This window comes from Stenotrophomonas sp. SrG (assembly GCF_050031795.1).
Taxonomy (GTDB): domain Bacteria; phylum Pseudomonadota; class Gammaproteobacteria; order Xanthomonadales; family Xanthomonadaceae; genus Stenotrophomonas; species Stenotrophomonas rhizophila_A.
In genome coordinates this window covers 1-284 of record NZ_JBNBBE010000171.1, presented here as the reverse complement: position 1 = coordinate 284, position 284 = coordinate 1, and the positions used below count along the sequence as shown (strand labels likewise).

The 284-nt window shown below is 72.5% G+C and carries 1 protein-coding gene; it reads left to right on the top strand.

Features of this window, described 5'->3' with window-relative positions; genetic code table 11:
* A partial coding sequence (flgA, locus tag ACQG3P_RS19410) for a flagellar basal body P-ring formation chaperone FlgA (RefSeq protein WP_426805955.1) occupies positions 1–284 on the top strand: 284 nt, incomplete at both ends.

Below are 284 nucleotides of genomic sequence, written 5' to 3'. Positions count from 1 at the left end.
ATATCACCCCGGCACAGCGAGACGTGGCCCGCCTTGCCGGTGCCGCCCGGGCCGACCCGGCCGTGGCGGTGGGGCGGGTGGCGCGGCGTCCGCTGCGTGCCGGCAGCCTGCTGTCGGCCAACGACCTGGTCGCCCAGCGTCTCAGCCGCCGCGGCGACAGCGTCGCCCTGGTCTCCCGTTTTGGCGGGGTCGAGGTCCGGGTGGCGGGGATGGCCCTGGCCGATGCAGGTGAAAATGAACGCGTATCCGTGGAGAATCTGTCGTCACGCAAGGTGGTCCAGGGC